Genomic DNA, 20,910 nt, shown 5'->3' on the forward strand with positions numbered 1-20,910 from the left:
CCACATGACAGCAGTGGTGCTCTGTGATGCGGCTGCGCCGCAGCAGGTGTTTGCCGCACTCTCTGCAGCACTCAACAAGAACGGCCCTGCTGTGTTGGTGCGGGACGCCAGAGCATCTCGCATGGTTGCTGCAGGAGAGACTCCACTGAGCGAAGCTCCGGATGGAACTGCACTGTTGATTCAGACTTCAGGAACTTCTGGCAAACCTAAGACGGTGGCACTCAGCGCTGATGCACTTCGTGCCAGCGCCGCTTCAGCACATGAGCGACTCGGTGGCCCAGGACAGTGGCTGCTGGCGTTGCCCCTCACTTACATCGCAGGAATGTCTGTGTTGGTGCGATCGATAGAGTCCGGTACCGAACCGGTGTTCATGCCTTCGGGCCCTTTCGATGCAAGAACCTTTCTGCAGTCCGTTAGCGAGATGACAGGTACTCGTCGTTACACCGCACTTGTTCCCGTCCAGCTGGCACGAGTCCTCGAGGAAGCAGAAGACAACACTGAGGCACTCGAGTCGTTGCGCACACTGGACGCTGTCCTCATCGGTGGTCAAGCTCTGGAACCTGATCTGCGTGAACGGGCACAGGCACTCGGTGTGAAGATTGTCAAGACGTATGGCTCGAGTGAGACTTCCGGTGGTTGTGTCTATGACGGCGTTCCACTCTTGGGTGTGAACGTGGAGATAGCAGAAGACTCAGGCGAGATCCTGGTCTCGGCACCTCAGCTCGCAACAGAATACGTCGGCGACAATCAACGCACTTCAGATACATTCCAAAATCGGAATGGGGTGGTCTGGTATCACACCGGCGATGCCGGAACCCTAGAAAACGGCGTACTTACAGTGCTCGGACGCCTCGACCGCGTGATTACCTCTGGCGGACTCAAGATAGATCTGGATGCGGTTGAGAAAGTAGTCCGCGGGATATCTGACTGCTCGCAGGCGCTCGTCATACATATTCCAGATTCGGAATGGGGTGTTCGACCAGCGGTTGTTGTGCCTGCCGTTGATGAAGATGCTGAGCTCTCAGCACAGATCTATGACGAGATTGTTGCGGAGCTAGGTCGCGTTGCTGCGCCCAAGGTTGTCTGCTTTATCGATGAGATTCCACGGTTGAGATCGGGCAAGCCAGACCTGCTCACACTGTCTGCATACGCTGCGTCACAGAAGTAGGCTCGGACGTATGAGTAAGACCAGCAAGAAGCACCACGGTTCCACCTCCCACAAGCCTCGCAAGGCAACGGCAGCTGACTGGATTTCTGGTGCACGCATTCGCACTCTGCCTCTTGCCTTTGCCCCGGTTGCGATTGGCTCAGGCGCTGCTGCCCTCACGGATCAGTTCAAGGCACCTGTTGCCCTGCTGTGTTTGGTTGTCGCTCTGGCATTGCAAATTGGTGTCAACTATTCCAACGATTACTCCGACGGTATTCGTGGCACGGATAACTATCGGGTGGGTCCTGCACGTCTGACTGGCTCGGGCGCAGCTGATCCCAAGAAGGTTCTCGCCGTTGCCCTGGCATTCTTTGCGCTATCTGCCGTGGCAGGAATCATCATTGTCGTCCTGACCGCAGCATGGTGGATGTTGGCAGTTGGTGCCGTCGCCATTGTTGCTGCGTGGTTCTACACCGGCGGTCGTCGTCCCTACGGTTATGCCGGACTCGGCGAAGTCATGGTTTTCATCTTCTTTGGTCTGGTTGCCACCGTCGGAACAACGTATGTTCAGACGGGAACCCTCAGCCAAGAAAGTCTCATCGGCGGTATTGGGATTGGCTTGATCTCGTGCGCTGTGCTCGTGGTGAACAACATTCGTGACATCGAAACAGACAAGCTTGCTGGCAAGAAAACTCTTGCGGTGCGGATGGGTCGCACACCCTCAGCTGTGCTGTTCTGCTTCTTGATGATGATTCCGTTTGGAATCGTCATCTATCTTGGCCTGTTCTATGCGGCAGCATTCCTGACGCTCTTCGCGTTACTCGCAGCTCTCCCAGCCTGCTTGATCACGCTGACAGCTAAGACTCCACAGGAATACATCCTGGCTCTGAAGCTCTCCAGTCTGACCGGATTACTTTATGGCTTAGGCCTTGCCTTTACTTTCTTTGGCTAGGCCAGCCTCAACTTCAGCGTCCTCGGCGTCGGCGTCCTTGTCATGGTTGACGTTTTTGGCTGCCCGCTTTTCGTAGAGCGATTCAGATAAAGCGTTACGTGTTTTCGCGAAGAAAATGTAGGAAACACAGAGGCCGATGATGGCCGAGAGGGTGGCGGCAAGCCACGGAATCATTCCGAGCAGAAGCATGATTGCTAGTGGGAGCGCAAAAGCCGCAAGACGCATCAGGCTAAACCAGAGCCACGTAGATTTCTTCACGGCTCAAGTCTAAGCCGAGAAGGATGTGAGCACGCCGAGCACCAACCTAGACTGGTAGCACTATGACTCGTTTGATCATCGTTCTTGCTGCCGTCGCTGTGGCACTCATGGTGTTCTGTCTTGTTGATGCCATTCTCATTGACAGATTCCGGGTTCGTGGAGTGCCCAAGGGCCTGTGGATTTTTATCATCCTCGTGCTTCCGCTTGTGGGCTCGGTGCTCTGGCTCACTGTGGGGCGTGGTCGCAAAAATGGTCCTGGATCCAAGCGCGGTTCGGTTGCACCCGATGACGACATTGATTTTCTTCGAGGGTTGAATACCGATCCTCCAGGTGATGGTCCCCGTGGCTAACCCAGCACCTGCCTCTGTTTTCGCTGCGGAGTTTTTGACACATGTTGTTGAACTTGGTGTTGAGCACATTGTTCTTTCCCCAGGTGCACGCTCACAGGCTTTAGCTCTCGTTGCTGCTGAGCTCGAACGCCGCGGAGATGTCAAGCTACACGTGCGGATCGATGAGCGAGCTGCCGGGTTCTTAGCCCTCGGTCTTGCGGTGGAGTCGCGCATGCCCGCCGTGGTGATTACCACCTCAGGTTCTGCCGTGGCGAATCTTCACCCAGCCGTTCTCGAGGCACACCATGCTGGTGTGCCCATGATTGTGCTCACAGCGGATCGACCAGAAGAGCTCCGTGAGATTGGCAGCAACCAAACCACTCACCAGCACGATATCTTCGGCCCTGCTGTGCGCTTGAGTGTGGACGAACCAGCACCAGTTCCTGGTGCAACGGCAGAGCGTCGCGGAGCAGAGCTTGCTCACGATGCCTTCTATGCCGCAACGGATTACTACGCACCTGGTCCCGTCCACCTCAACGTGGCATTCCGTGAGCCGCTCTCCAGCGCCATTGATGTTCGCCCGGTGGAAATGCTGATTCAATCTGAACGTCGCATCGAACCGGGCATCACCCTCGAGCTCACGCGTGGACCCAACTCAATAGTGATAGCTGGAGCAGATGCTGGCCCTCGCGCAGAAGAGGTAGCTCACGAAGGTGGCTGGCCACTCATTGCCGAGGTCACCAGTGGTTCTCGCTTCGGCCGCAATCTTGTTCCTGCCTATCGTGAACTCCTAGCCAACTCAGAACTCACCTCCCAGATCGAGCGCGTTGTGGTCTTTGGCCACCCCACGCTCAGCCGTGAGATTCCTGCGCTCATCGGTGACTCCAGCACCGGCATCCAAACCATCGTGGTTCGTGGCGCAGCCCCCGAGGGATACAACCCCGGACTCAACGTCTCCTCTTTTGTCAATGACGTGACAGTCGAACCAGGAGAAACAGATCGTGACTGGCTAGGACTCTGGATTGTTTCTGGCCGAGAAGCGTTTGAGCGCTATGAATCAACAGCAATCGATGCAGCACTTGCTACTGCACCGAACGTGACCGCGTCACGCTCAGACAGCATGGAAGATAAGAAGGCCTTCCTGGCGGCGGAACTGGCTGCCTCACGCGTGAAGATTTCTCGTGAGCTTCTTGTCGATGCGGTCTGGCGCTCAACCTGGCCACACGACCGTCTGGTTTTTGCCGCATCGCGCTTGATTCGTGTTGCTGACAAGTTTGTCGGGGGTAAGAAGATCAGCGTACACGCCAACCGCGGCCTAGCCGGCATCGACGGAACCATCGGCACCGGTATTGGTATTGCTCTGGCCACAGAGAATGCCCTGACACGCATTGTGGTGGGGGATCTCGCAGCACTGCATGATGCGGGCTCGATGTTGTTCGGGACCCAGGAAGAACGTCCTCGCGTTCAGGTAATCGTAGGCAACGATGGCGGTGGCACCATCTTTGATGCTCTTGAAGTGGGACAGACTGCTTCTGCCGAGAACATGGATCGCGTGTTCCTCACTCCACAAGAAGTTGATCTTCACGCCTTAGCGGCTGCTTATGGGTGGACTTTCACCAGAGTTACAACCGTGAGTGAACTAGAACGTGCTCTGACCGGTGCCGGCGAAGGGCCTGAACTCGTCGAGGTTGAACTCGAGCGCTAAAGACTTTTTAGCTCAGCGCATCCACGATGGGGCGGAACTTCATTTCTGTCTCCACTAGCTCGTTCGCAGGAATGGAGTCAGAGACAATGCCACAGCCTGCATAGGCAGTGACGATGGAGTCGGTCAGTTGTGCACAGCGCAGTGCGATGGCCCATTCGCCATCGCCGTCTGCGCCAATCCAGCCGACGGGACCGGCATAGCGGCCACGGTCAAAGGGCTCGAGGTCATCAATAACTTCCACAGCCGCAACCGTGGGTGTTCCTGCCACAGCTGCGGTGGGGTGAAGCGCGAAGACCAGGTCGAGTGAGTTGGAGCCGCTAGCTAGGGTGCCCGCGATGTCGGTGGCGAGGTGCCACAGGTTCGGAAGCTTCAAGGTGAAGGGAGAGTCACTCACGGTGAGCTGCTCGGCATAGGGAGTCAGAGCATTGACGACCGAGCGAGTGGCAAAGCCATGCTCGTCCAGATCCTTGTGACTTGATGCCAACTCAGCGGCGTTGCTGAGGTCAGTGGCAGTGTCACTGCCACGTCGGGCAGTTCCGGCCAGTACACGAGCAGTGATCTTGCGGCCGTGCACAGTAATCAAGGTTTCAGGGCTGGAACCGAACAGACCATCCACGCTGAAGGTCCAGCAGTCGGGGTAGCTTTCGGTAAGACGCGTGATGGCCACACGAAGATCCTGAGTTCCTGCCAGCGTTCCCTCGAGCTCACGAGCGAGAACAACCTTCTCCACTTCTCCCGCATCAATACGCTCGACAGCTTTATTCACTGCAGAGGTGAAGCCAGCTTCAGACAACGAGGCAGGGGAGAGGTGAACAACCGGTGCAGCGCCCAGCTGCGCGCTCGCGGTGATGTGCTCGGCAAGAATCTGCTGAGCAGATTCCGACGTCAGTGGCTCAGCGTTCTCGTCAGCAAAACCGATCCTGGTCAGCCAGGTCACCCCAGAGCGCTGTCCCACCACGAGGCGAGGAATGATCAGGACGCTGGGAGTCTCTGAGGTGGAGCGGAAGGCAAAGGTGCCAAAAGCCATCAGGCCAGAGCCTGCCACATTGACGGCGTCACTCACCGTTGCAGCTCCCGCAACTTCACGCCAGGCTGATCCCGCATCTTTGATGCGGGTCTTGCCGGAGAAGCTCAACGTCTTGACAACACCGATGCCCACCATGCCGTCACCGCGTCGCCACCACAGTAGTGGTGAGTCGACGCTGAGCAGGTTGAGCAACTCTGGAGTGACGGTTAACGGAACCGACTCCACACGAAGACCACGGGTTGCTGACAAGCTCACCTGAGACAGCCTACGCTTCAGCCGTAGACTTCTCTTGTGACTACAGCTGACCTTTCTAAGAAGCCCGAAGCCGTTTCGGCAATGTTTGATGACGTTGCCGCTGGTTATGACGTCACCAACAACCTGCTCTCGGCAGGAAATGCACTGTTGTGGCGCATCGCTACCACCCGTGCCGTGAACCCCCAAGCAACTGAACGGGTTCTTGACCTGGCAGCTGGCACCGGCACCAGTTCTGTAGCGTTGGCCAAGTCTGGAGCACACGTCGTGGCTGCCGACTTTTCACCCGGCATGCTCGAGGTGGGACGCCAGAAGCACGGCAGTAATCCTCTGGTGGAGTTCGTTGAAGCAGACGCCACCAAGCTTCCATTTGCAGATAACAGCTTTGACGCAGTGACCATGTCTTTCGGTCTTCGGAATGTTGTGGAGCCCAAGAAAGCTCTTGCTGAGCTCTACCGCGTAACCAAGCCTGGTGGCCGCATCGTGATCTGTGAATTCTCCACTCCACCTGCGGCACCTATCCGTGCCGGCTACAACTTCTACCTGCGCAAGGTCATGCCGATGGTGGCGAAGTATTCGTCCTCGAACACCGAGGCCTACACCTATCTCGCTGACTCGATTGAGGATTGGCCCAACCAGGCAACCTTGGCCACCTGGATTCGTGAAGCGGGCTTCATGAACGTGGCCTACCGCAACCTCACCGCTGGAGTGGTTGCCCTACATCGCGGCATCAAGCCAGTCGCCTGAGCAGGACTAGGCTGAACGGGTGAACGCAAGCGTGAGTGGAGTAGCCGGAGTCTCCGGTCGTCTTTCGCTGCGCCAACGCCTGTTTGCCTCCCCCGAAACTAAGCAGCTCGCCGACACCATCGATGCGGGCGTTGCCACCATTGAAGAAGGCTTGAGCAAAGAGCTTCACTTCACTGATGCTTTGGCCGATGTTTCAGGTCGCTACCTGTTCGGTGCCGGGGGCAAGCGAGTTCGCCCCATGCTCACCCTGCTCACTGCTCAGTTGGGTAATGGCGCAACACCTGATGTCATCACCGTAGCACAAGCAATTGAGATCACTCACTTGGCTTCGCTGTATCACGATGACGTCATGGACGAAGCTCCGCTTCGTCGTGGTGTTCCCAGTGCCCACGAGGTCTGGGGCAACTCCGTTGCCATTCTCACTGGTGACCTACTCTTCTCACGTGCCAGCACCTTGATGACCCGCCTGGGTGAGAAGGCCATGCTGTTGCAAGCAGAGACCTTCGAGCGGTTGTGCCTGGGTCAGCTGCACGAAACCATCGGTCCTCGTCCCGATGAAGATCCTGTCTCTCACTACATCCAGGTTCTCGCCGACAAGACCGGTTCCTTGATTTCTGCAGCAGCACGCTGTGGCATTGTCTACTCCGGTGCTCCACTGGAATACGAAGACGCCATGGTGGAGTTCGGTGACAAGATCGGTGTTGCCTTCCAACTCGCTGACGACGTTCTCGACCTCTCTCCAGAATCTGGTGCAACAGGCAAGCAGGCAGGAACTGACCTGCGCGCAGGCGTTCCCACGCTTCCCACTCTGTTGCTTGAGCAGCAGGCAGCGTCCGACCCTGCTGCCGCGGCACTATTGGCACGCATCCGCGATGACGCCGATGAGGCATCTGCTGAAGCAGATGCTGATCTGGAACTGGCTATCGCTGAGCTCTATGCGCACCCGGTGACGCAGGCCACTCGTGAAGAGGCTCGTCGCTGGGCAGCTGAAGCAGTCGCTGCGCTGGACATCCTGCCTGCAGGACCAGTCAAGCAGGCACTGTCTGCCTTCGCAGAGCACGTCGTATCTCGCTCGGCCTAAGCCATGGCTAAGCCACGGGTTGATTCCGCTGAGGGACACGCTGCAGTTACTGCTGTTCTAGCCGGGTCTTCTGAGCGCACCGATGTTGCTTCTGCGGTGAGATATTTACTCCAGCTCATGGGTGATGCCACTCCTGGTCACACTGTGGAGCTGCGGGTTCCTCCCTTTGGCGCTATCCAGTGCGTGGAAGGGCCCGAACATACTCGTGGCACACCGCCGAATGTGGTGGAGATGGATCCACCCACCTGGATTGCGTTGGCAACCGGTTCACTCAGCTGGGCTGAAGCCTATGACGCGGGCAAAATCAGTGCATCTGGTGTGCGCAGCGATCTCAGTTCTCAGCTACCACTGGCACAATGGTGACATGAGCGAAAAAGAGACCATCACAACCGAACAGGTCACTGTTCGTCGTTCCCCCAAATTCCTCACCTTCATGGTCCTCGGAATTATCGTGGGAATCTTTGTTGCGTTGATTCTCACCTTCGCCCTTCCCAATGACAGCCAGTTCACGCTGACGCAGATCTTTGGCTTCCTGCTGCTGTTCACCGGAACCATAGGTGGAACTCTCGGTCTGATCTTCGCATTGATCGTTGACCGCTACTTTTCTCGCCACGTCACGAGTGCGACGGCAGAGAAGATTTCCGTCACGAAAGACTAGTTCTTTGCCAACTAGCTGAGCTGGTTGCGCTCGACCCAGTCCAAGTACTCGGGAGTGATGGTGCCGGTGACGTATTCGCCGGTGAAGCAGCTGACATCAAGACCGGTAAGGTTGGAGCCTTCCATGATGGCGGCTTCCATGTCAGCGACTTCCTGATAGATCAGGTGGTCTGCACCAAGTTCCTGAGCAATCTCAGGGATCTTGCGACCGTGTGCGATGAGCTCCTGTCGCGACGGCATGTTGATTCCATACACATGGGGGAAGCGCACGGGGGGAGCAGCCGAGGTGAAGGTCACCTTATTCGCTCCAGCAGCGCGAGCCATTTCGACGATCTCGCGAGAGGTTGTGCCTCGCACAATGGAGTCATCCACGATGAGGACGTTCTTGCCCTTGAACTCGGCAGACATGGCGTTGAGCTTCTGGCGGACGGAACGCTTGCGCTGAGCCTGGCCAGGCATGATGAAGGTGCGACCGACATAACGGTTCTTGAAGAAACCTTCGCGGTATTCGACGCCCAGTTTGCGAGCCACCTGCATGGCAGAAGGACGTGACGAGTCAGGAATGGGCATGACTACGTCGATGTCGCCCAGTGGCGCATACTGCGCAACAGTGGCAGCCAGGCGGTCACCCATGCGCAGACGAGTCTCATAAACCGAGATGCCGTTCATCACGGAGTCGGGACGAGCGAGGTAGACATACTCGAACGAGCAAGGACGAAGGATAGGGTTCTCTGCGCACTGGCGTGAGAAGAGTTCGCCATCCTTGGTAATGAAGATTGCTTCACCTGGTTCGACATCGCGCACGATTTCGTAGCCGCCGGACTCAAGAACGAGAGATTCGGAGGCGACCACGTAGTCAAACTTGCCGTTTTCGGCAGGACGCTTGCCCAGAATCAGTGGGCGAATTCCGAAGGGATCACGGAATGCGAGGAGGCCGTGGCCAGCAATGATGGCGATGGTGGCGTAGGAACCTTCAACGCGCTTGTGGAGGTTCTCTACGGCGGTAAAGACGTGCTCGGGACCTAGCTCAGTACCAGAGACAGTTCCCTGAAGTTCGGTGGCCAGAACGTTGAGCAGAAGTTCAGTGTCGCTCGAAGTGTTGACGTGACGACGGTCAATGCGGAACAGGTCGTTGGTGAGTTCACGGGTGTTGGTGAGGTTACCGTTGTGAACCAAGATGATGCCGTAGGGGGCATTGACGTAGAAAGGCTGTGCTTCTTCTTCGTTTGATGCGGCTCCTGCGGTGGCATAACGAACGTGACCGAGGCCGACGTTTCCGAGCAGTGCACGCATGTCACGGGTGCGGAAACCTTCGCGCACCTGACCCTTGGTCTTGTGCATGTGCAGGTGTGAACCATCTGCCGTTGCGATACCGGTGGAGTCTTGTCCGCGGTGCTGCAAAAGCAACAGTGCGTCGTAGATTTGCTGATTGACCGGCTCAGTAGAGACGATTCCGACGATGCCACACATGTGCGGTGGGAGCTCCTGAAAGTCGAGGGGCGTAAAGGAGCTCTATCGAGTTCCTAGTCAAGTCTGGCACATCTTTCCTGAGGATAGACTTGACTCTGTGAGCCAGAATTCTTCCTACGCACGTGCGGGTGTTGACACCGCTGCCGGTGACCTCGCGGTCGAACTCATGAAGGCGTCGGTGAAGGCCACGCACGGTCCCGAAGTACTTGGTGGCGTAGGCGGTTTCGCGGGACTTTTCGATGTCTCCTTCCTCAAATCTTTTGATCGTCCCCTGTTGGCAACCAGCACCGATGGTGTGGGCACCAAGGTGGCTATTGCACAGGCACTCGACAAGCACGACACCATTGGCCAAGACCTAGTCGGCATGGTTGTGGACGACATCATCGTGTGTGGTGCACGTCCCCTGTTCATGACGGACTACATTGCCTGCGGCAAGGTGTATCCCGATCGCATTGCGGCAATCGTGAAAGGCATCGCGGATGCCTGCTCGGCGACTGGTACCGCTCTCGTTGGTGGCGAAACCGCTGAACACCCAGGCTTGTTGGGTGTCGATGACTACGACGTCGCTGGTGCAGCCGTCGGTGTTGTTGAAGCCGCTGATGCTCTCGGTGCTGAGCGCGTGGTCAACGGTGACGTTGTCATCGCGATGGAATCTTCTGGACTGCACTCCAACGGTTATTCACTTGTTCGCCACATCTTGGCCGAGAACAAGCTTGGTTACTCCGACAACTCTGCTGACTTTGGTGGTGTGGTTGGTGAGGTTCTCCTCGAGCCCACACGCCTCTACACCGGCCCACTCGTCGAGGTTCTCGCTGATCCCGCTCTTGCAGGCAGCGTGCACGCGCTCAGCCACGTCACCGGTGGTGGCATCGCTGCCAACCTGGCACGCGTTCTTCCCGTGGGTTCGTGGGTTGAAGTCGATCGCTCCACCTGGTCACCCAGCAACGTCTTCCGTGTGCTGACCTCCCTCTCGGGTGAAACTCTCGAAAGCACCGAAGGAACCTGGAACCTCGGCATCGGTATGTTTGCCGTGGTCAGTGCAGGTTCTGCCTCTGCAGTCGTGAGCAAGCTTTCTGGTCTGGGTATTCCTTCGTGGGTTGTGGGCATGGTCTCCACCTCTGAGCGCGACTTCACCGGCTTTGAGCAAGGCGCCAAGGGTGTCAACGGTGGCGCGGTTCGCCTGGTTGGCAGCTACGCAAACTAGCTCACTGCTGCCGTGCTGATTCCATTACTTGTCACCGGCGTCGTCGGAGGGTTTCTCTCTGGCTTCTTTGGTGTCGGTGGCGGCATCATCATGGTGCCATTGCTCATGATGTGGGCAAAGTTTGATCAGAAGCGGGCATCTGCCACGTCACTGCTCGCTATCGTTCCCACTTCACTCGTGGGTGCGATGACCTATGCCAGCAATCACCAGGTAGATGTCCTGGTCGCCGTGTTTGTGGCTATCGGTGCGATTGTCGGAGCACCGCTGGGTTCGAAGTTGCTCCGCGTTTTACCGGTGGCAGTTGTGCACTGGACCTTTATCACCATGATGGTGATTGAGGCATTCCGACTCCTCTTCGTCACAGATGTAACGCGCGGAAGTTTTGAACTGACCTTCTTTACTGGTGCAGGCCTCATTGGTCTGGGACTGCTGATGGGAGTTGCCTCCGGCATGCTCGGCATTGGTGGTGGCGTGATTGCCGTACCCGTGTTCATGAGTGTGTTTGGTCTCGCACCACTCTTGGCGAAGGGAACGTCACTGCTTGCCATGGTTCCCACAGCAATTGCAGGAACAATTCCCAACCTGAGGGCAGGGCTCGTTGTGCTCAAAGATGGAGTCGTCGTCGGCATTGCTGCCGTGGCAGCATCCTTTGGCGGAGTTGCTCTGGCGTTTATCTTGCCGGATCAACTCTCAGCTCAGCTCTTCGGGCTGTTGCTGCTGGGCGTCGCTATTCAGAGCGCAGTGCGCAGACTGAACAAGCGCGCAGTGAAGAAGTAGTTAGGCGGAAGCTGCAGCTTCGCTTTCTTCATCTTCGTCGTCGGGGTAGAGGTCAGCCCACTTGTCGACGAATTCGTCACCTTCAGAAACGTGACCGATCTCTTTTTCAAGCGCAGAGAGGTCTGTGTTTGGGCTGAAGTACTTCAGCTCGCGCGCAACTTTAGTGTGCTTCGCTTTTTGACGGCCACGCCCCATGCGTAACCCCTTACCTTGCTAACCGGGAAAAATTCACCGGATGACCATTAGGAAAAATCTAAGCGTTAGTCTAACACCGGCTTGGAGCTCTTTAGCTGAGCGGACCGCCACCAAGAAGGTAACCAGCGCCCACAGCCAACAGACCCACTGCTGTGCTTCCGACAATATTGAGCCCAGCCACCATCCAGTGGCCAGCACGAAGTCGTTCAATTGAGTCAACGGCGAAGGTGCTCATGGTGGTGAGACCACCACAGAAACCAGCAACGAGAACAAAGGCAACTTCTGGAGTAACCAGCGCATTTGCCAGCAGTGCTGTGAACAAACCAACCAGAAGCGAACCCACCGCGTTGACCACAAAGATCGCGAAAGGAAAACCATCCTTCTTTGCCGGAGCAAAGACCGTGGCGGAATAACGCAGTCCCGCCCCCACACCGCCGGCAATGATGGCCAAGATGAGCGAAAGGAAGTTCATCTACTTCGCCACCTTTCGGGTGGTGCGCTTTGCTGTTTTCTTCGCAAAGGGTGTTCCCACCCAGATGCCCAGCAGGGCAGCAAACAAGCTGGTTCCAATAGAGAGTGCAAGATAGCCAGCGGTTGCCCACGGGTTTTGAACCAGCAGTGCCTGCAGCATGACCCCAGAGAACGTGGTGAATCCACCGAGCACACCAGGCCCAACAGCTAACTTCATCCAGTGCGGAGTCTTAGGCCTGGTCCAGATGCCGGCGACGAGGAAACCCAACAAGAAAGACCCGATGGCATTAATGACGATGATGCTCACCACCGACAGGGTGAAGAAGATCAAGCTGAGCATGATGTCCAGAAGGATGCGCAAGGCGGTGCCAATGGCACCACCGATCGCAACCGAAAGGACGTCTTTTTTCACGAAAAGAATCTTCTGTTATTCGTCGTCTTTACTGCGCTTGGCAGGAGTGACGGGCTTGCGCGCGATGGGGCGCACAGGTTCACCACGACGGGACTGTCCCGGAACAGGACGTGAACGACGACCGTAGATGATGTCTGTGGAATCCAGCAGCCAGGGAACCAGAGCAATGGCTACACCGTGCTCCATCATCAGCTTCATCTTGAGACGACGAGCCTTGTGGTTGTGGAGGGCATGCTCCCACCAGTGACCCACGATGTATTGGGGAAGGTAGACGGTCACAATCTCGGAACCGTGCGTTGCACGGTGTTCACGAATGTGCTGAATCAGTGGCCAGCTCAGGTCACGGTAGGGCGAGCTGATGATGCGCAGGGGCAAGTGAATGTTTTGGCGGATCCAGTCCAACTCGAGCTTGGCTGTGGAGAGCTCATTGATGGACACGTGCACGGCTTCGATGGAATCGTGACGGGCTGCAATGGCGTAGTCGATGGCCTTGAGAATGGGCTTTTGCATCTTGCCGACCAGCACGATGGCGTGGTCACCCTTAGCGCCGAAGGTGGTCTCTGCATCCACCGCTACTTCGGCTTCGACGTCGCGGTAGTAGCGGTTCACACCAATCATGAGGGTGTACAGAATGGGCATTGCCAAGAAGACAATCCATGCACCATGAGTGAACTTAGTAATTGTCACGATGATGAGAACAGTTGCGGTGAAAGTGGCGCCGGTGATGTTAATCAGACGAGAACGGATAATGCTTCCGCGGTTGTCAGGATTTGTCTTGAGCAATTTCGTCCAGTGCACCACCATGCCGGTTTGGCCAAGTGTGAAGGAGACGAAGACGCCGATGATGTAGAGCTGAATAAGTTGGGTCAGATCTGCCTGGAAAGTTGCCAGGATCACGATGGCGGCCATACCGAGAGCAATCACACCGTTGGAGTAGATGAGGCGGTCACCGCGGGTTTCGAGAGCCTTGGGTGCGTAACCGTCCTTGGCCAATACGGAACCTAAGAGAGGGAAACCGTTGAAGGCGGTGTTTGCAGCAAGTAACAGCACCAGTGCAGTACCCGCTTGGGTGGCGTAGAAGAAAATGGTGTTATTACCGAAGGTGGCGGCAGCAATCTGTGCAATCAGTGAGCGCTGGGGCACCGTTTCACAGTTTGCATAGCCAATGAGGTGGCAAGCGTCCTCGGCGTAGTGCACGTTAGAGATAAACGCCATGGTGATCAGGCCGGCGAAGAGGGTAATAGCGATGGCGCCCATGACGACGAGAGTGATTTGTGCGTTCTTGATCTTGGGAACACGGAAAGCAGGAACGCCATTGGCGATAGCTTCCACACCAGTCAGTGCAGCACAACCGCTGGCGAAGGAACGCAGCAGCAGGAGAATTAGTGCAGCCTGGGCAACACTTTCACCTTCAACCATGTACTGAGCAGACTCAGCAATAGGAGCATCACCCATCAAGGTGCGGGTAATACCCACCACGATCATGATGAAAACGCTGGCAACGAAGAAGTAAGTGGGAATCGCGAAGGCCTTACCCGACTCACGCACACCGCGCAGGTTGATAGCGGCCAAGATGATCACGAAGACCACGGCCAGGAGCACGCGTTCTGGTGCGAGCTCGGGGATCGCCGAGATGATGTTGTCGACACCTGAGGCAACGGACACCGCCACGGTCATGACGTAGTCCACGAGTAGTGCCGAGGCGACAACCACACCAGACTTTTCACCCAAGTTCTTGTGAGCTACTTCGTAGTCACCACCGCCGGAGGGGTAGGCCTTGATCAGCTGGCGGTAGCTGGCAATCACCACAATCATCAGCAAGATGACGCAGGCAGCGATCCAGGGAGCAAAGCTCAAGAAGGCGAGGCCACCGATGAGCAGAATCATCAGGAGTTCTTGCGGGGCGTAGGCCACGGAAGATAGAGGGTCGCTGGCAAAGATGGGAAGAGCGATGCGCTTCTTGAGAAGCTCGCCTTCCAGCATCGCTGTCGGCAGCGGGTCACCAATAATCCAACGCTTAGGTGACTTCGACTCAGGGATAGAACCAGTACCAGTATCTTCAGGACTCACGAACAGCTACTTTACGCCGATTCACCCGGTAGAGAACTCACATTTATTCGTTATAAAGAACTGCCAGACTGTGGAATGTGTATTTCTTAGCTAAAGCCAGTATGAAAAACCGCGCCCTCATTGCGCTGGTGACCATCGTTGTAGCCATCTTCGGAGGGCTTGCACTGACGAACCTCAAGCAGGAATTGGCACCCAGTGTGCAGTTCCCTCAGCTGGCTGTGCTCACTGTCTACCCCGGCGCTGCGCCAGAAGTAGTTAACCAGGACGTCTCTGGCCCTATCGAGACCGCTATTCAGGGTGTTCCGGGTATCGAAAACACCACCGCGACCTCGAGCACCAACTTGAGCCTTATCTCGGTGTCCTTTACCTATGGCACCGACCTGATCATCTCTGAGCAGAAGATCAATCAGGCCATCAACCGCATCAAGTCACAGCTGCCCACTGATGTTGACCCTCAGGTCATTTCCGGATCTTTCAGCGACTTCCCCGTCATGCAGATTGCGGTCTCCAGCGATCTCAACACCCTTGAACTTGCTGACATTCTTCGCTCGTCGACTCTGGCCGAAATTAAGGACGTCGAAGGCGTCCGCGACGCGATCTTGCTGGGTGCTCCCGAAAAGCGTGTCACCATCGAGCCCAACCAGGCAGAACTTCGTGCCCAGGGCCTGACCACCGCGTCCATCAAGGACACCTTGGATGCCAACGGCCTCCTGATTCCTGCTGGTGAAATCACCGAGAACGATCAGACGCTCTCTGTTCAGATCGGTGAACGCATCAACTCGGTTGACGCCATTGCAGCACTTCCCATTACCGGCGCTAACGGTCCTGGTGTGGTCACCATCGGATCTGTCTCGACAGTTGCTCTCACAGACGCACCCACCACCACGCTTTCTCGTGTGAACGGAAAGCCTGCCCTCACCATTGCGGTGACCAAGCTCCCCGCGGCCAACACGGTTGATGTGTCGAAGGCAGTCAACAAGGTTCTTCCCACCTTGGAAACCAGCCTGGGCAACAACGCCGTCTTTACTACTGTCTTTGACCAGGCTCCCTACATTGAGAAGTCAATTGAATCGCTGACCACCGAAGGATTGCTGGGTCTGCTCTTTGCCGTCATCATCATCCTGATCTTCCTCATGTCGATCAGATCCACCCTGGTGACCGCCATCTCCATCCCCACCTCGGTGCTCATTACCTTCATTGGTCTGCAAGCAGCGAACTACACCTTGAACATCCTGACCCTGGGTGCTCTGACCATCGCGATTGGTCGTGTGGTCGATGACTCCATCGTGGTTATCGAGAACATCAAGCGTCGACTGGTGCCTGGTGTTGACCGCGCGAAGGTCATCGTCGATGCGGTTCGCGAAGTTGCCGGCGCCATTACCGCTTCAACAGCCACCACTGTTGCCGTGTTCTTGCCCTTGGCATTCGTCGGCGATATCACCGGAGAGTTGTTCCGCCCCTTCGCACTGACCGTGACCATCGCCCTAGTTGCATCATTGCTGGTGTCGCTCACCATCGTTCCTGTGCTGGCGTATTGGTTCCTTCGCGCACCTTCTGAAACCGGTAAGCGTGCTGAAAAGGCAAAGGCTGCAGAACTCGCTGGAGAAGAGAAGCCCGGCTTCCTTCAGAAGGGCTACCTCCCCGTCATCAACTGGACCCTCAAGCACTCGGTCACCACGATTATTTTGGCTGTTCTGGTCCTCGTGGGAACCGGCGCAATTCTGCCTCTGATGAAGACCAACTTCTTGGGCTCATCTGGTCAGAACACCTTCACCGTGACGGAAGCCATCAAGCCCGGCACCAGCCTGGAAGCCCAGGACGTCATGGCCACTGACATTGAAGGTGCCCTGCTGGACACTCCTGGCGTGGAGATCGTCCAGGTCTCCATCGGTTCTTCCGGTAACGCACTGCGTGACGCCTTCGTCGGTGGCGGCGACACCGCCATCACCTTCTCTGTCACCACCAAGGATGGCGGTGACCAGCAAAAGATCCAGGACGCTGCTCGCGCAGCCGTCGAGAAGGTAGCTGACAAGGACACCATTACCGTGGGCGCTCAGAGCGGCTTCGGCGCTTCGAGCGACATTGCTATCGACATCACTGCACCTAACCAGGAATCACTGGACAAGGCTGCAGCAGCCGTCGACAAGAGCATGCGTTCACTTCCTGCCGTCAAGCAGGTCACCAGCAACCTCACCGAGGCTCGCCCCTACATCGCCGTCACGGTCAACCGTGATGACGCTGCAGCTGCCGGCTTCTCTGAGGTCGCGCTCGCCGGCTATGTTGCTCAGGCCATGCGCCCGACCACCATCGGCACTGTTGTAATCGAGGGAACCACCCTGGACATCTACATCGCCTCGAATGATCCCCCCACCACAGAGGCAGAGCTGGCGGCTCTCACCGTTCCCACGGCCAAGGGTCTCGTTCCTCTGGACACCCTGGCAACTGTCACGGTCAAGGATGGCCCTGCCACCGTGACCACGGTCAAGGGTCAGCGCAGCGCAACAGTGACTGTCACACCTAACAGCGAAGACTTGGGAACTGCTACTGCAGAGGTAACCAAGGCTCTCAAGGACGTGGATCTGCCTTCGGGTGCATCCGCCAAGATTGGTGGCGTGAGTGCCGACCAGGCGGCAGCGTTTAGCTCGCTCGGTATTGCTCTGCTGGTTGCCATCCTCGTGGTCTACATCATCATGGTTGCCACCTTCGGTTCTCTGCTGCAGCCACTGCTGCTGCTCATCTCTGTTCCCTTCGCAGCAACTGGTGCGATTGGTCTCCAGGTCATCACCGGTGTTCCACTCGGTGTTCCTTCCTTCATTGGTCTGCTGATGTTGGTCGGTATCGTCGTGACGAACGCCATCGTGCTCATCGACTTGGTCAACCAGTACCGCAACAAGGGTCTGGCTGTGTCAGATGCTCTCCGTGAGGGTGCCATCCGCCGTCTGCGTCCGATTTTGATGACCGCACTGGCGACCATCTTCGCGCTGATTCCTATGGCTGTCGGTATCACAGGCTCCGGCGGATTTATCTCGCAGCCGCTGGCCATTGTGGTTATCGGTGGTCTGATCTCCTCGACTCTGCTGACCCTGATTGTTCTTCCCACCATCTACAACCTGGTTGAAGGTGGCCGTGAGAAGCGCAAGGCAAAGCGTGCTGAGAAGAAGGCCGCCAAGGCAGGAACTACTGCCTCAGCACCGGTCTCCAAGGAGCCCGTCTTTGACACCCTCGTCGTTGACGACGATGGTGACGATGACACTCCCATTCGTCGCCGCACCCCTTCTGCCTAACTAGGCTGGAGGGATGAAGACATCCCGCCTCGCATTGTGGTCACTGGTTTCAGTGGCCGCAATGTGGGGCGTTGCCTTTGTGGTGATGAAGCCGGCAATTGAGCAGCAACCCTTCTTCGACTTCCTCGCAATTCGCTTCACGATTGCTGCCGCAATCATGTTGGTGATCAAACCCAAGGTGATCCTTGCCCTCAAAGGCAAGATGCTTGCCGTGGGAGCTGTACTGGGAGTTGTGCTGGGCCTGGCCTATGTCACGCAGACCATTGCACTTGAGATGACTACCGCTGCTATCACGGGATTCCTCACTGGAACCTATGTGGTCTTGACCCCTGTGCTGGGCTGGTTGATCTTCCGCCGCAAGGTGGGCATCAAGGTGGCGATCGGTGCCGTGTTGGCACTCATCGGTCTGGGGCTTATCTCCATCACGGGTGTCTCAATCGAAGTTGGTCAGATCTGGGGAATCATCTGCGCCGTTCTCTATGCACTGCACATCGTGGGCTTGGGTCGCTTTAGTTCAGGACTTGATTCCTATGCGCTGACTTTTGTTCAGCTGCTTTTTGTCGCAGTGGTCTGCTGGATTGGCGCTCTGCCCGACGGCTATCAAGGTCCACCCACCGTTGACGTGTGGATGGCCGTGCTGTTCACCGCGATCTTTGCCACTGTTATTGGGTTCTTTGTTCAGACCTGGGCTCAAGCCCAGATGGAGCCTTCTCGCGTTGCCATCATCTTGACCCTCGAGGTTGTCTTCACCGCAGTGGTGTCGGTTGGTGTGGGACAAGAAGTTCTGGCGCTGAAGACCATCATCGGCGGCGCATTTATGGTCGCCGCCATGGTGATCGTGGAAATGCCAACTCGTGGCAAGAAAGAACACATTGCGGGAACCCCCGGTCCTGAAGATGAGGACATCGTTCCTCTTGAGCCTCTCGCCCACTAGAGAAATCGGCCCTGCTGGGGAAGATAAACTGAAGTCATGACTTCTGCACGCGAACAGCTGATCAACTTCATCAAAGAAGAGGCCGTCTTCCACGGTGACTTCACGCTCACCAGCGGCAAGAAGGCCACGTATTACGTGGACTTGCGCAAGATTTCTCTGGATCACCGCGTTGCCCCCCTGATCGGACAGGTCATGTTGGACGTGCTGGCACAGATTCCCAACGTGGACGCCGTCGGTGGTCTCACCATGGGAGCAGACCCCATCGCGACCGCTGTTCTTCACCAGGGTGCTGCACAGGGCCTGACCTATGACGCTTTTGTTGTGCGCAAGGAGCCTAAGGACCACGGCCGTGGTCGTCAGGTTGAAGGACCCGACCTCGTGGGCAAGCGCGTCGTTGTTCTTGAAGACACCTCTACAACTGGTGGATCACCACTCAAGGCCATTGAGGCACTCGAGAAGGTCGGCGCCGAGATTGCTGGTGTTGCTGTGGTCGTCGACCGCGCAACCGATGCTCGCCAGCGCATTGAGACTGCTGGTTACCCCTACTTCTATGCCATTGGTCTGGAAGACCTCGGCCTCGAACCTCAGTAGTCGTGACTGACCTTCCCGAGTCACCTACCCACGAACTGAGCACCTCCGGTGTTGGTCCGTGGATTGGTGAACTCCCGGAAGACCCCTGGTTTGACCCAGAGCTCCTAGAAAAGGGCGATACGCGTAACGTTATTGACCGCTATCGCTACTGGACCATGGAGGCGATCGTCGCGGACCTCGATGAGAAGCGTCACCCCTTCCATGTCGCGATTGAGAACTGGCAGCACGATATGAACATTGGTTCAATCGTGCGCTCAGCAAATGCCTTTGGTGCAGACACAGTCCACATCGTGGGACGCCGTCGCTGGAACAAGCGCGGCGCGATGGTCACGGACCGCTATCAGCACGTGGTTCACCACGACACAGTTGCTGACTTGGTCGTGTGGGCGAAGGCCGAGAACATGCCTATCCTCGCCATCGATAATGTTCCTGGCTGCGTCAAGATCGAAACCTATGCGCTCCCCGAGCGCTGCTTATTCTTGTTTGGTCAGGAAGGACCGGGCCTTTCCCCTGAAGCTATCGAAGCCGCCGAAGCCGTGATTGAGATCACCCAGTTTGGTTCTACTCGTTCTATCAACGCCAGTGCGGCAGCTGCCGTGACCATGCACTCGTGGGTCATGCAACACGTGAAGTTCTAGAAGATCACCATGACGACACGCAACTCTCCTGAAGCCTGGGACAAGCGCTACGCCGAGGCAGAGTTGGTGTGGTCGCAAGAACCCAACGAGTTCGTCGTGGAGTATCTTTCTGAACTTCCTGCGGGCAAGATGCTCGACCTCGGTGGCGGCGAAGGCCGCAACGCTCTCTGGTTTGCCAGCCGTGGCTGGCATGTGGAGAGCTCTGACTTTTCTGCCGTTGCCGTGGAGAAGTTTCTCAAGCGCGCTGAACATGAGGGTCTGACCGACTTCTGCACCGGCACCGCAGTGGACGCGACAAACCCTGAATCCTGCGTGACCAAGCCCGTTGACTTGGCAGTCATGGCCTATCTTCAGATTCCTTCGGCAGACCTCGCTGCCGCGATTGCCACGGCAGCGCAGAGCCTGCGCTCAGGGGGCACGCTGTTTGGTGTGTGGCACGCACGAGAAAACCTAGAGCACGGCTTTGGTGGACCACCAAGTCCCGAGCTCAACCCCACACAAGAAGAGCTTCAAGCTGCGTGTGACACCCTTGGATTGATCGTGCACACCCTGACACTGCGGGATCGATTCTTTGTCTCGGGTGGGGAAGAGCGCAAGGCTATCGACGTCGTACTTATGGCCACAACTGCGGCATAAGTAACCGCAAGAAATAGGCGTTCTCTAGCCGGTAGAATGAATTACTGGCAGGTCGCAGTTGCACAGGCCGTAC

General features: G+C 56.8%; 22 protein-coding genes. 15 read left to right on the forward strand and 7 right to left on the reverse strand.

Annotated elements, in window-relative coordinates; translation table 11 throughout:
• On the forward strand, positions 1 to 1,168 hold a 1,168-nt coding region (locus RR877_RS03710; RefSeq protein ID WP_332627723.1), incomplete at its 5' end, for an AMP-binding protein.
• 10 nt (positions 1,169 to 1,178) lie between these two features.
• Positions 1,179 to 2,099, forward strand: coding sequence for a 1,4-dihydroxy-2-naphthoate polyprenyltransferase (locus tag RR877_RS03715; protein WP_332618805.1), 921 nt, complete (start codon positions 1,179 to 1,181; stop codon positions 2,097 to 2,099).
• On the opposite strand, the gene RR877_RS03720 is transcribed toward RR877_RS03715, so the two are convergent.
• Positions 2,070 to 2,357: a DUF4229 domain-containing protein gene (locus tag RR877_RS03720; protein ID WP_332551344.1), complete on the reverse strand. Its 288-nt coding sequence runs from the start codon at positions 2,355 to 2,357 to the stop codon at positions 2,070 to 2,072. The genes RR877_RS03715 and RR877_RS03720 overlap by 30 nt on opposite strands.
• Before the next feature lie 62 nt (positions 2,358 to 2,419).
• Between RR877_RS03720 and RR877_RS03725 the strand changes: the two genes are divergently transcribed.
• Positions 2,420 to 2,707, forward strand: a complete 288-nt coding sequence (locus tag RR877_RS03725; RefSeq protein ID WP_280804555.1) for a PLD nuclease N-terminal domain-containing protein — start codon at positions 2,420 to 2,422, stop codon at positions 2,705 to 2,707.
• Positions 2,700 to 4,391, forward strand: coding sequence for a 2-succinyl-5-enolpyruvyl-6-hydroxy-3-cyclohexene-1-carboxylic-acid synthase (menD, locus tag RR877_RS03730; RefSeq protein WP_332627725.1), 1,692 nt, complete (start codon positions 2,700 to 2,702; stop codon positions 4,389 to 4,391). Before RR877_RS03725 ends, menD begins: the two co-directional genes overlap by 8 nt.
• Before the next feature lie 7 nt (positions 4,392 to 4,398).
• On the opposite strand, the gene RR877_RS03735 is transcribed toward menD, so the two are convergent.
• Entirely contained in the window at positions 4,399 to 5,673 is a 1,275-nt protein-coding gene (locus tag RR877_RS03735; RefSeq protein WP_332618803.1) for an isochorismate synthase, read from the reverse strand.
• A gap of 36 nt (positions 5,674 to 5,709) precedes the next feature.
• On the opposite strand from RR877_RS03735, the gene ubiE reads away from it, so the two are divergent.
• The 4 genes from ubiE to RR877_RS03755 are packed head-to-tail and all read left to right on the forward strand — an operon-like array spanning position 5,710 to position 8,156.
• On the forward strand, positions 5,710 to 6,417 hold the full coding sequence (ubiE, locus tag RR877_RS03740) for a bifunctional demethylmenaquinone methyltransferase/2-methoxy-6-polyprenyl-1,4-benzoquinol methylase UbiE (RefSeq protein ID WP_277494583.1): 708 nt from the start codon (positions 5,710 to 5,712) through the stop codon (positions 6,415 to 6,417).
• Positions 6,418 to 6,436: 19 nt separating this feature from the next.
• Positions 6,437 to 7,498, forward strand: coding sequence for a polyprenyl synthetase family protein (locus RR877_RS03745; RefSeq protein WP_332618802.1), 1,062 nt, complete (start codon positions 6,437 to 6,439; stop codon positions 7,496 to 7,498).
• A gap of 3 nt (positions 7,499 to 7,501) precedes the next feature.
• Positions 7,502 to 7,861, forward strand: a complete 360-nt coding sequence (locus RR877_RS03750) for a sterol carrier family protein (protein WP_332627727.1) — start codon at positions 7,502 to 7,504, stop codon at positions 7,859 to 7,861.
• A gap of 1 nt (position 7,862) precedes the next feature.
• Positions 7,863 to 8,156: a hypothetical protein gene (locus RR877_RS03755; protein WP_332550660.1), complete on the forward strand. Its 294-nt coding sequence runs from the start codon at positions 7,863 to 7,865 to the stop codon at positions 8,154 to 8,156.
• Positions 8,157 to 8,167: 11 nt separating this feature from the next.
• Here the strand turns inward: RR877_RS03755 and purF are convergent, their stop codons facing one another.
• Entirely contained in the window at positions 8,168 to 9,625 is a 1,458-nt protein-coding gene (purF, locus tag RR877_RS03760; protein WP_332550659.1) for an amidophosphoribosyltransferase, read from the reverse strand.
• Positions 9,626 to 9,722: 97 nt separating this feature from the next.
• Between purF and purM the strand changes: the two genes are divergently transcribed.
• Positions 9,723 to 10,829, forward strand: a complete 1,107-nt coding sequence (gene purM, locus RR877_RS03765; protein ID WP_277494588.1) for a phosphoribosylformylglycinamidine cyclo-ligase — start codon at positions 9,723 to 9,725, stop codon at positions 10,827 to 10,829.
• 12 nt (positions 10,830 to 10,841) lie between these two features.
• A complete protein-coding gene (locus RR877_RS03770; protein WP_110234675.1) occupies positions 10,842 to 11,606 on the forward strand; it encodes a sulfite exporter TauE/SafE family protein in 765 nt (254 codons plus the stop codon).
• On the opposite strand, the gene RR877_RS03775 is transcribed toward RR877_RS03770, so the two are convergent.
• From RR877_RS03775 to RR877_RS03790, 4 genes are all read right to left on the reverse strand, one after another.
• Positions 11,607 to 11,801 (reverse strand): DUF3073 domain-containing protein, encoded by a 195-nt coding sequence (locus tag RR877_RS03775; protein WP_110234674.1) that lies wholly within the window; start codon positions 11,799 to 11,801, stop codon positions 11,607 to 11,609.
• A 91-nt stretch (positions 11,802 to 11,892) separates the two neighbouring features.
• Positions 11,893 to 12,273: a CrcB family protein gene (locus tag RR877_RS03780; protein ID WP_110234673.1), complete on the reverse strand. Its 381-nt coding sequence runs from the start codon at positions 12,271 to 12,273 to the stop codon at positions 11,893 to 11,895.
• On the reverse strand, positions 12,274 to 12,684 hold the full coding sequence (locus RR877_RS03785; RefSeq protein WP_332550658.1) for a CrcB family protein: 411 nt from the start codon (positions 12,682 to 12,684) through the stop codon (positions 12,274 to 12,276).
• Positions 12,685 to 12,699: 15 nt separating this feature from the next.
• Positions 12,700 to 14,667, reverse strand: a complete 1,968-nt coding sequence (locus tag RR877_RS03790) for an APC family permease (RefSeq protein ID WP_332550665.1) — start codon at positions 14,665 to 14,667, stop codon at positions 12,700 to 12,702.
• Positions 14,668 to 14,855: 188 nt separating this feature from the next.
• Between RR877_RS03790 and RR877_RS03795 the strand changes: the two genes are divergently transcribed.
• The 5 genes from RR877_RS03795 to RR877_RS03815 are packed head-to-tail and all read left to right on the forward strand — an operon-like array spanning position 14,856 to position 20,837.
• A complete protein-coding gene (locus RR877_RS03795; RefSeq protein WP_332618801.1) occupies positions 14,856 to 18,038 on the forward strand; it encodes an efflux RND transporter permease subunit in 3,183 nt (1,060 codons plus the stop codon).
• A gap of 13 nt (positions 18,039 to 18,051) precedes the next feature.
• Complete coding sequence (locus tag RR877_RS03800; RefSeq protein ID WP_332550656.1) at positions 18,052 to 18,972, forward strand: DMT family transporter; 921 nt, start codon at positions 18,052 to 18,054, stop codon at positions 18,970 to 18,972.
• Positions 18,973 to 19,008: 36 nt separating this feature from the next.
• The gene (pyrE, locus tag RR877_RS03805) at positions 19,009 to 19,563 is read left to right on the forward strand and encodes an orotate phosphoribosyltransferase (protein WP_332550655.1); all 555 of its coding nucleotides are present in this window, start codon (positions 19,009 to 19,011) and stop codon (positions 19,561 to 19,563) included.
• A 2-nt stretch (positions 19,564 to 19,565) separates the two neighbouring features.
• Positions 19,566 to 20,201, forward strand: a complete 636-nt coding sequence (locus RR877_RS03810) for an RNA methyltransferase (protein ID WP_332550654.1) — start codon at positions 19,566 to 19,568, stop codon at positions 20,199 to 20,201.
• Positions 20,202 to 20,210: 9 nt separating this feature from the next.
• Entirely contained in the window at positions 20,211 to 20,837 is a 627-nt protein-coding gene (locus RR877_RS03815) for a class I SAM-dependent methyltransferase (RefSeq protein WP_332618800.1), read from the forward strand.
• Positions 20,838 to 20,910 lie beyond the last annotated feature (73 nt).

Source organism: Aurantimicrobium sp. (assembly GCF_036667855.1).
Classification (GTDB): Bacteria; Actinomycetota; Actinomycetes; order Actinomycetales; family Microbacteriaceae; genus Aurantimicrobium.

Excerpts from the sequence above, each read along its gene's own strand:
- RR877_RS03725 (WP_280804555.1), top strand. The coding sequence starts at position 2,420 with ATGACTCGTTTGATCATCGTTCTTGCTGCCGTCGCTGTGGCACTCATG.
- RR877_RS03780 (WP_110234673.1), bottom strand. The coding sequence starts at position 12,273 with ATGAACTTCCTTTCGCTCATCTTGGCCATCATTGCCGGCGGTGTGGGG.
- RR877_RS03715 (WP_332618805.1), top strand. The coding sequence starts at position 1,179 with ATGAGTAAGACCAGCAAGAAGCACCACGGTTCCACCTCCCACAAGCCT.
- RR877_RS03795 (WP_332618801.1), top strand. The coding sequence starts at position 14,856 with ATGAAAAACCGCGCCCTCATTGCGCTGGTGACCATCGTTGTAGCCATC.
- RR877_RS03775 (WP_110234674.1), bottom strand. The coding sequence starts at position 11,801 with ATGGGGCGTGGCCGTCAAAAAGCGAAGCACACTAAAGTTGCGCGCGAG.
- RR877_RS03800 (WP_332550656.1), top strand. The coding sequence starts at position 18,052 with ATGAAGACATCCCGCCTCGCATTGTGGTCACTGGTTTCAGTGGCCGCA.
- pyrE (WP_332550655.1), top strand. The coding sequence starts at position 19,009 with ATGACTTCTGCACGCGAACAGCTGATCAACTTCATCAAAGAAGAGGCC.
- RR877_RS03790 (WP_332550665.1), bottom strand. The coding sequence starts at position 14,667 with ATGCTGGAAGGCGAGCTTCTCAAGAAGCGCATCGCTCTTCCCATCTTT.
- RR877_RS03750 (WP_332627727.1), top strand. The coding sequence starts at position 7,502 with ATGGCTAAGCCACGGGTTGATTCCGCTGAGGGACACGCTGCAGTTACT.
- purF (WP_332550659.1), bottom strand. The coding sequence starts at position 9,625 with ATGTGTGGCATCGTCGGAATCGTCTCTACTGAGCCGGTCAATCAGCAA.
- RR877_RS03815 (WP_332618800.1), top strand. The coding sequence starts at position 20,211 with ATGACGACACGCAACTCTCCTGAAGCCTGGGACAAGCGCTACGCCGAG.
- RR877_RS03755 (WP_332550660.1), top strand. The coding sequence starts at position 7,863 with ATGAGCGAAAAAGAGACCATCACAACCGAACAGGTCACTGTTCGTCGT.